The sequence below is a fragment of the Pseudomonas emilianonis genome, assembly GCF_023072625.1.
GTDB classification, from domain to species: domain Bacteria; phylum Pseudomonadota; class Gammaproteobacteria; order Pseudomonadales; family Pseudomonadaceae; genus Aquipseudomonas; species Aquipseudomonas paraveronii.
Window position 1 is genome coordinate 1 of sequence record NZ_JAKNRV010000292.1, and the last position, 6,704, is coordinate 6,704.

A 6,704-nucleotide genomic window follows, 5' to 3' on the forward strand; every position below is an offset into this window, starting at 1 on the left:
CCTGTTCAGCTATGCCCTCAATGGCCATAAGCTCAGTGCCGGCTACCAGCACATGTCCGGCGACAGCGCGTTTCCGTATGTGGATGGCAGCGACCCGTACCTGGTCAACTTCGTGCAGATCAACGACGAAGTGGCGCCCACGCCCCACGACCAGTTGGGCCTGATCACACGCGAACCCTGCGGCGTGGTCGCGGCCATCGTGCCGTGGAACTTCCCGATGATCATGGCCAGTTGGAAGTTCGCTCCGGCCCTGGCGGCGGGTAACTCGTTCATCCTCAAGCCTTCGGAAAAGTCGCCGCTGACCGCCATTCGCCTGGCCCAGTTGGCACTCGAAGCCGGCATTCCTGCAGGCGTGTTCAACGTGCTGCCGGGCTACGGCCACACCGTCGGCAAGGCGCTGGCCCTGCACATGGATGTGGACGTGCTGGCCTTTACCGGTTCCACCGGGGTGGCCAAGCAACTGCTGGTGTATTCCGGCCAGAGCAATATGAAACGGGTGTGGCTGGAGGCGGGTGGCAAGAGCCCCAACGTGGTATTCGCCGATGCCCCGGACCTGCGCGCTGCAGCCGTAGCGGCAGCGGCCGGGATTGCCTTCAACCAGGGCGAAGTCTGCGTGGCCGGTTCGCGGCTGCTGGTGCAGCGTTCGATCCGCGAGCCCTTCATTGCGCTGCTGCTGGAGGCGCTCCAGGCCTGGAAACCGGGGCACCCCCTGGACCCGGCGACCAAGGTCGGCGCGGTGGTCGATCAGCGGCAACTGGACAACGTGCTGCGCTACATCGAGATCGGCAAGGAGCAGGGCGCCCAACTGCTGGTTGGCGGCCGGCGCACCCTGCAAGACACCGGTGGCCAGTACGTGGAGCCGACGATTTTCGACGGCGTGACCAATGCCATGACCATTGCCCGCGAAGAAATCTTCGGCCCAGTGTTGTCGCTGATCAGCTTCGACACCGAAGAAGAAGCGCTGGCGATCGCCAACGACAGCATCTTCGGTCTGGCGGCTGCGGTGTGGACCGCCAACCTCAGTCGCGCCCATCGCTTTGCTCGGGGTCTGCGCGCCGGCAGCGTGTGGGTCAACCAGTACGACGGTGGCGACATGACCGCGCCGTTCGGCGGGTTTAAACAGTCGGGCAATGGCCGCGACAAGTCGCTGCACGCCTTCGACAAGTACACCGAGCTCAAAGCCACCTGGGTGAAGCTCTAAGCCCAACTAACAACGGCGATTGCCAGCCCGCGCTGGCCAATCGCCAGGGAGTCCTAACCATGCAACCCCATGTAAACAGCTACTACGCCGCAACCCGCAACCACACCGGCGACTTCCCTGTGCTTGAAGAGTCGGTCGAGTGCGATGTCTGTGTCATTGGCGCCGGCTACACCGGCCTGTCGTCGGCGCTGTTCCTGGCTGAAGCCGGCTACAGCGTCACCGTGCTCGAAGCGGCCAAGGTCGGCTTTGGTGCCAGCGGGCGCAACGGCGGGCAACTGGTCAACTCCTACAGCCGTGACGTGGATGTTATCGAGCAGCGCTACGGCGAAAAGAGCGCCGAAATCCTCGGCAGCATGATGTTCGAAGGCGCCGAGATCATTCGCCAGCGCATCCAGCACTATGACATCCAATGCGACTACCGCCCGGGCGGGATCTTCGCCGCGCTGAACAAAAAGCAACTCAAAGGCCTGGTCGAACAGAAAAACAGTTGGGAGCGCTATGGCAACCGCAACCTGCAACTGCTCGACGCCAAGGACATCGCCAGCGAAGTGGGCTGTGAAAATTACATCGGCGGCCTGCTGGACAAGCAGGGTGGCCACGTCCATCCGCTGAACCTGGCCCTGGGCGAAGCCAGCGCCATTATTGGCCTGGGCGGCAAGATCTTCGAACAATCGGCGGCCGTGGACATCACCTACGGCGAACCCAACGTGGTGCGCACGGCCAAGGGTGTGGTTCGCGCCAAGTACCTGCTGATCGCCGGCAACGCCTACCTGCAGCAAGATCTCGACCCAAGGGTGACCCGCAAAAGCATGCCCTGCGGCTCGCAGATCGTGGTCACTGAGCCGCTGTCGGAGAAAGTCGCGCGCAGCCTGATTACCCACAATTACTGCGTCGAAGACTGCAACTACCTGCTCGACTATTACCGCCTGACCGCTGACAACCGCCTGCTATACGGCGGTGGCGTGGTCTATGGCGCCCGCGAGCCGGACGACATCGAACAACTGATCCGACCGAAGATCCTCAAGACCTTCCCGCAGTTGAAAGACGTCAAGATCGACTACCGCTGGACCGGCAACTTCCTGCTGACCATGTCGCGTATGCCGCAATTTGGCCGTATCGAAAAAAACGCTTACTACATGCAGGGTTATAGCGGCCACGGCGTCACCTGTTCGCATTTGGCGGGCAAGCTGATCAGCGAAGTGATCCGCGGTGACGCCGAACGCTTCGACGCCTTTGCCTCCCTGCCACACATGCCGATGTTCGGCGGCCGCACCTTCCAGGCCCCGCTGACGGCCATGGGCGCTGCCTACTACGCCTTGCGTGACCGATTCGGTATTTGACCTGTCAGGTACATAAGCGCAGCGAGCCCCGGCCCACGCCGTCCCAGGTAGTGGCTGCGGGCTAATGCCAGTCAGTTAAGGAAGAACACTGTCACTGTGGCGAGGGAGCTTGCTCCCGCTGGGACGCGAAGCGGCCCCGGCAGATAGGACTGCTACGCAGTCCAACGGGAGCAAGCTCCCTCGCCACGGGTACCGGTTGCCCGCTCTATCGCTTAACTGACCGGAATTAGTGGCTGCGGGCTAGCTTTTTTTCTTGCGCTCGGGCGTATTCAGCGCCGCTACAGCTCTACCCACAAACGTGATTTAATAGCCGCCTTTCAGGTACCTGGGCCAGGCAGTCGGCGAACTTCGCAACATTGCCTGCCCGCACCCGTCTCGGCTCCTGCAGAGCTATCGCAACCGATAAACGCCGCTTCAGTCACCCTTATATAAGGCAGCTATGGACACGGGCACCCGACTCAAACTCGTTCGCGAAAGCTACAAACTCTCCCAGCGCGAGCTGGCCCGGCGTAGCGGCGTGACCAACGCCACCATTTCCCTGATCGAACAGAATCGCGTCAGTCCCTCCGTCAGCTCCCTGAAAAAGCTGCTGGAAAGCATCCCTATGTCCCTGGCGGACTTCTTCACCTTTGACCAGCCACCACGGGAACACCAATACGTCTTCCGCGCCAACGAACAGCCCGACCTGGGCCGCGACGGCCTGCGCCTGCTGCTGGTGGGCGCACCGATCCCCAGTCGCCAGATGCGCTTTCTGCGCGAGCAATACGCCCCGGGCGCCAGCTCCGGCGAAGAGCCGATCGTGCATGTCGAAGGGGAGGAGTGCGGCCTCGTCACCCGTGGCACCGTCGAACTCACTGTCGATGGCCAGGTCAGCATCTTGAACCCTGGGGATGGGTATTACTTCCCCACCACCTTGCCCCACAGGTTTCGCAATATCGGGCAGGATGAGGCGGAAATCATCAGCGCGAATACGCCGGCGAACTTCTAGGCCTGGGGCGGAAAGCGCTGTTAAAAAAAGCTCCCGTAGCGGCCTAATGCTAGTCAGTTAAGCGATAGGGCGGGCAACCGGAACCCGTGGCGAGGGAGCTTGCTCCCGTTGGACTGCGTAGCAGTCCTATCTGTTGGGGCCGCTTCGCGTCCCAGCGGGAGCAAGCTCCCTCGCCACAGTGATAGTGTTCTTCCTTGACTGACTGGCATTACCCGTAGCGCCACCCCCAAAAAAAGGAAAAGCCTCGTGGCTTTTTGGCACCGTGCTACCATCGCCGCCATGACTCGCAGCAACATAATGTTGCAGTGAACACCAATAATCTGCCTTTCGCTGACTCAATGACCTCCCCATTCGACTCGCAATCCGACTTGCCCATGATCCTGGTAGTGGACGATGAGCTACGTTCGCGCGAATCGTTGCGCCGGGTACTCGATCAGGAATTCCAGGTGCTGCTGGCCGAGTCGGCCGCGCAAGCACGTGAACTTCTTGAACAGCATGTGGTGGCGGTGATCCTCTGCGACCAGCGCATGCCCCATGTCAGCGGTATCGAATTTCTCAAGGAAGTGCGCGAGCGCTGGCCGGGGGTGGTGCGCATCGTGCTGTCGGGCTACACCGACTCGGAAGACATCATCGCGGGCGTCAATCAGGCCGGTATCTATCAGTACCTGCTCAAGCCCTGGCTGCCTGAAAACCTGCTCAACACTGTGCGCAATGCGGTAGAGAGCCAATCGTTGCAAAACCATATGCAGCGACTGGACCTGGAGCTGCGCGCCGGCACGCCAGCGCTGCGCCGCCGCAGCCGGGAAACGTTGGAGCGGGTGCGCGACACCTTCGATTTCTCGCGCATCGTGCGCAGCCCCGGTGGTCCGCTGGATGCCGTCTGTGAGTTGGCCGCACGGGTCGCTCGCTATGATTTGTCGGTGCTGCTGTTGGGTGAATCGGGCACGGGCAAAGAGTTGCTGGCCCGCGCCATCCATTACGCCAGCCCGCGCGCGGGCAATGCCTTCGTCATGGAGAACTGCGCCGCGCTGCCTGACACCTTGCTGGAGTCCGAGCTGTTCGGGCACAAACGCGGCGCCTTCACCGGCGCGCATCAGGATCACATCGGGCTGTTCCAGCGTGCCAATGGCGGCACCTTGCTGCTCGACGAAATCGGCGACACCTCGCCGGCCTTTCAGGTCAAGTTGTTGCGCGTCTTGCAAGAAGGCGAGCTGCGCCCGGTCGGCGCCTCCAGCACGGTACGGGTCGATGTGCGGGTGATCGCGGCGACCCATCGCGATCTGGAACAGGATGTCGCCACCGGACGTTTTCGCAGCGACCTGTATTACCGGCTGTCCACGGTTAGCCTGGGCTTGCCGCCGTTGCGCGAGCGCACCGCCGACCTGATGCCCATCGCCAAAAAGCTGCTCGACGATGCCCGCCTGGAGCTGGACCTGCCAGACCTGCACTTTGCCGACGACGCCCTGGCGAGCCTGATTGGTTACCCCTGGCCCGGCAATATTCGCGAGTTGCGCAACGAAATCTACCGCGCCGCCGCGTTGTCGGAAGGTTCGCAAATCGCTGCGCATTCGTTTTCCTGGCGCGTCATGCAAGGCCAGGGACGCAACACCAACGACATACGTCTCTCGCCACCCACGGGCACGTTGCAAGAACAACTGGACGCTATCGAAGCGACCATACTCAAGGAATCGCTGCTGCGTCACCGCTGGAACAAAACCCACGCTGCCCGCGAACTGGGCTTGTCGCGCGTGGGCCTGCGCCAGAAATTGCGCCGTCTTGGCCTGGAGGAGGCCCGATGAATACCCCATTCAGAGTGCTGTGGTTGCAATCGGGCGGTTGCGGCGGCTGCAACATGTCCCTGCTGTGCGCCGACACCCAGGACTTTTCCGCGATGTGGCGCAGTGCGGGGATCGAGTTGCTCTGGCATCCATCGCTGTCCCTTGAAAGCGGTGATCAGGTGCTGGGTATCCTCGATGACTGCCTGCAAGGTCGCACCCGGCTCGATGCCTTGTGCATAGAAGGCTCATTGCTGCGCGGTCCGAACGGCACCGGACGCTTTCACATGCTGGCTGGCACCGATGCGCCGATGATCGACTGGGTGCGCAAACTCGCGGCGGTGGCCCAATACACCTTGGGTATCGGCACCTGTGCTGCCTACGGCGGCATCACCGCTGCGGGCAGCAACCCGACCGACGCCTGCGGCCTGCAATTTGACGGTGAGCATCGCGGCGGTCTTCTGGGCGCCGACTATCGTTCGTTGCGCGGCTTGCCGGTGATCAATGTGGCCGGTTGCCCCACGCACCCTGGCTGGGTGACCGACACCTTGATGGGGCTGGCCGCCGGGTTGTTCGAGGAAGCCGATCTGGACATCCTCGGACGTCCGCGTTTCTACGCCGACCAACTGGTGCACCAGGGCTGCACGCGCAACGAGTTCTACGAATACAAAGCCAGTGCGGAAAAACCCTCGGACCTGGGCTGCATGATGGAAAACCTCGGCTGCAAAGGCACCCAGGCTCACGGCGACTGCAATACCCGCTTGTGGAATGGCGAAGGCTCTTGCACCCGTGGTGGATTTGCCTGCATCAACTGCACCGCCCCAGGCTTCGAAGAGCCGGGGCACGCCTTTCAGCGCACGCCGAAACTGGCGGGCATTCCCATCGGGCTGCCCATCGACATGCCCAAGGCATGGTTCGTCGCCCTGTCGGCGCTGTCCAAGTCAGCCACCCCCAAGCGCGTCAAGCAGAATGCGACTTCCGATCACCCGCTGATCGCGCCGTCGGTACGCACACCACGCCGTTAGGAGTTTGCATGTCACGTTTGGTGGTCGGCCCGTTCAATCGGGTTGAAGGCGATCTGGAAGTACAACTGGAAGTGGAAGAGGGCTGCGTGCGTTCGGCGCGGGTCAACGCCACCATGTACCGTGGCTTCGAGCAAATCCTGCTGCAACACGCGCCGCTCGATGCCCTGACCTACGCGCCGCGAACTGGACAGCCTTAGCGATCAGGAACGCGCAGAGCTGCTGGACAAGGCCCGCACCGCCAAAGGCCTGGCGACCCACTGACAATGGACCGGCTGAGGCCGGTCCCCTTTATTCCGGATTGGATTGACCATGACCGATATCGACCGCGATGAACTGCTTGCCCTGTTACTTGATGATGAAGCGCCTGCCGCACCC

General features: G+C 62.2%; 6 protein-coding genes. All 6 read left to right on the plus strand.

What is annotated here, in order from left to right:
- The coding region (locus L9Z73_RS22775; protein WP_247405776.1) for an aldehyde dehydrogenase family protein at positions 1-1,201 on the plus strand (1,201 nt) is incomplete at its 5' end.
- 59 nt (positions 1,202-1,260) lie between these two features.
- On the plus strand, positions 1,261-2,541 hold the full coding sequence (locus L9Z73_RS22780; RefSeq protein ID WP_247405779.1) for an NAD(P)/FAD-dependent oxidoreductase: 1,281 nt from the start codon (positions 1,261-1,263) through the stop codon (positions 2,539-2,541).
- 439 nt (positions 2,542-2,980) lie between these two features.
- Positions 2,981-3,529 carry a cupin domain-containing protein gene (locus L9Z73_RS22785; RefSeq protein ID WP_010563061.1) on the plus strand — a complete coding sequence of 183 codons (549 nt, stop codon included), beginning with the start codon at positions 2,981-2,983 and terminating at the stop codon, positions 3,527-3,529.
- 338 nt (positions 3,530-3,867) lie between these two features.
- Positions 3,868-5,328, plus strand: a complete 1,461-nt coding sequence (locus L9Z73_RS22790) for a sigma-54-dependent transcriptional regulator (protein ID WP_247405782.1) — start codon at positions 3,868-3,870, stop codon at positions 5,326-5,328.
- Entirely contained in the window at positions 5,325-6,329 is a 1,005-nt protein-coding gene (locus L9Z73_RS22795; protein WP_247405785.1) for a HupU protein, read from the plus strand. The genes L9Z73_RS22790 and L9Z73_RS22795 overlap by 4 nt, the downstream gene beginning before the upstream one ends.
- An 8-nt stretch (positions 6,330-6,337) precedes the next feature.
- Positions 6,338-6,526: a hypothetical protein gene (locus tag L9Z73_RS22800; RefSeq protein WP_247405787.1), complete on the plus strand. Its 189-nt coding sequence runs from the start codon at positions 6,338-6,340 to the stop codon at positions 6,524-6,526.
- Positions 6,527-6,704 lie beyond the last annotated feature (178 nt).

What these genes read in the sequence shown, in the direction of transcription:
- L9Z73_RS22780 (WP_247405779.1), top strand. Translation starts at nt 1,261, where the DNA reads ATGCAACCCCATGTAAACAGCTACTACGCCGCAACCCGCAACCACACC.
- L9Z73_RS22785 (WP_010563061.1), top strand. Translation starts at nt 2,981, where the DNA reads ATGGACACGGGCACCCGACTCAAACTCGTTCGCGAAAGCTACAAACTC.
- L9Z73_RS22795 (WP_247405785.1), top strand. Translation starts at nt 5,325, where the DNA reads ATGAATACCCCATTCAGAGTGCTGTGGTTGCAATCGGGCGGTTGCGGC.
- L9Z73_RS22790 (WP_247405782.1), top strand. Translation starts at nt 3,868, where the DNA reads ATGACCTCCCCATTCGACTCGCAATCCGACTTGCCCATGATCCTGGTA.
- L9Z73_RS22800 (WP_247405787.1), top strand. Translation starts at nt 6,338, where the DNA reads ATGTCACGTTTGGTGGTCGGCCCGTTCAATCGGGTTGAAGGCGATCTG.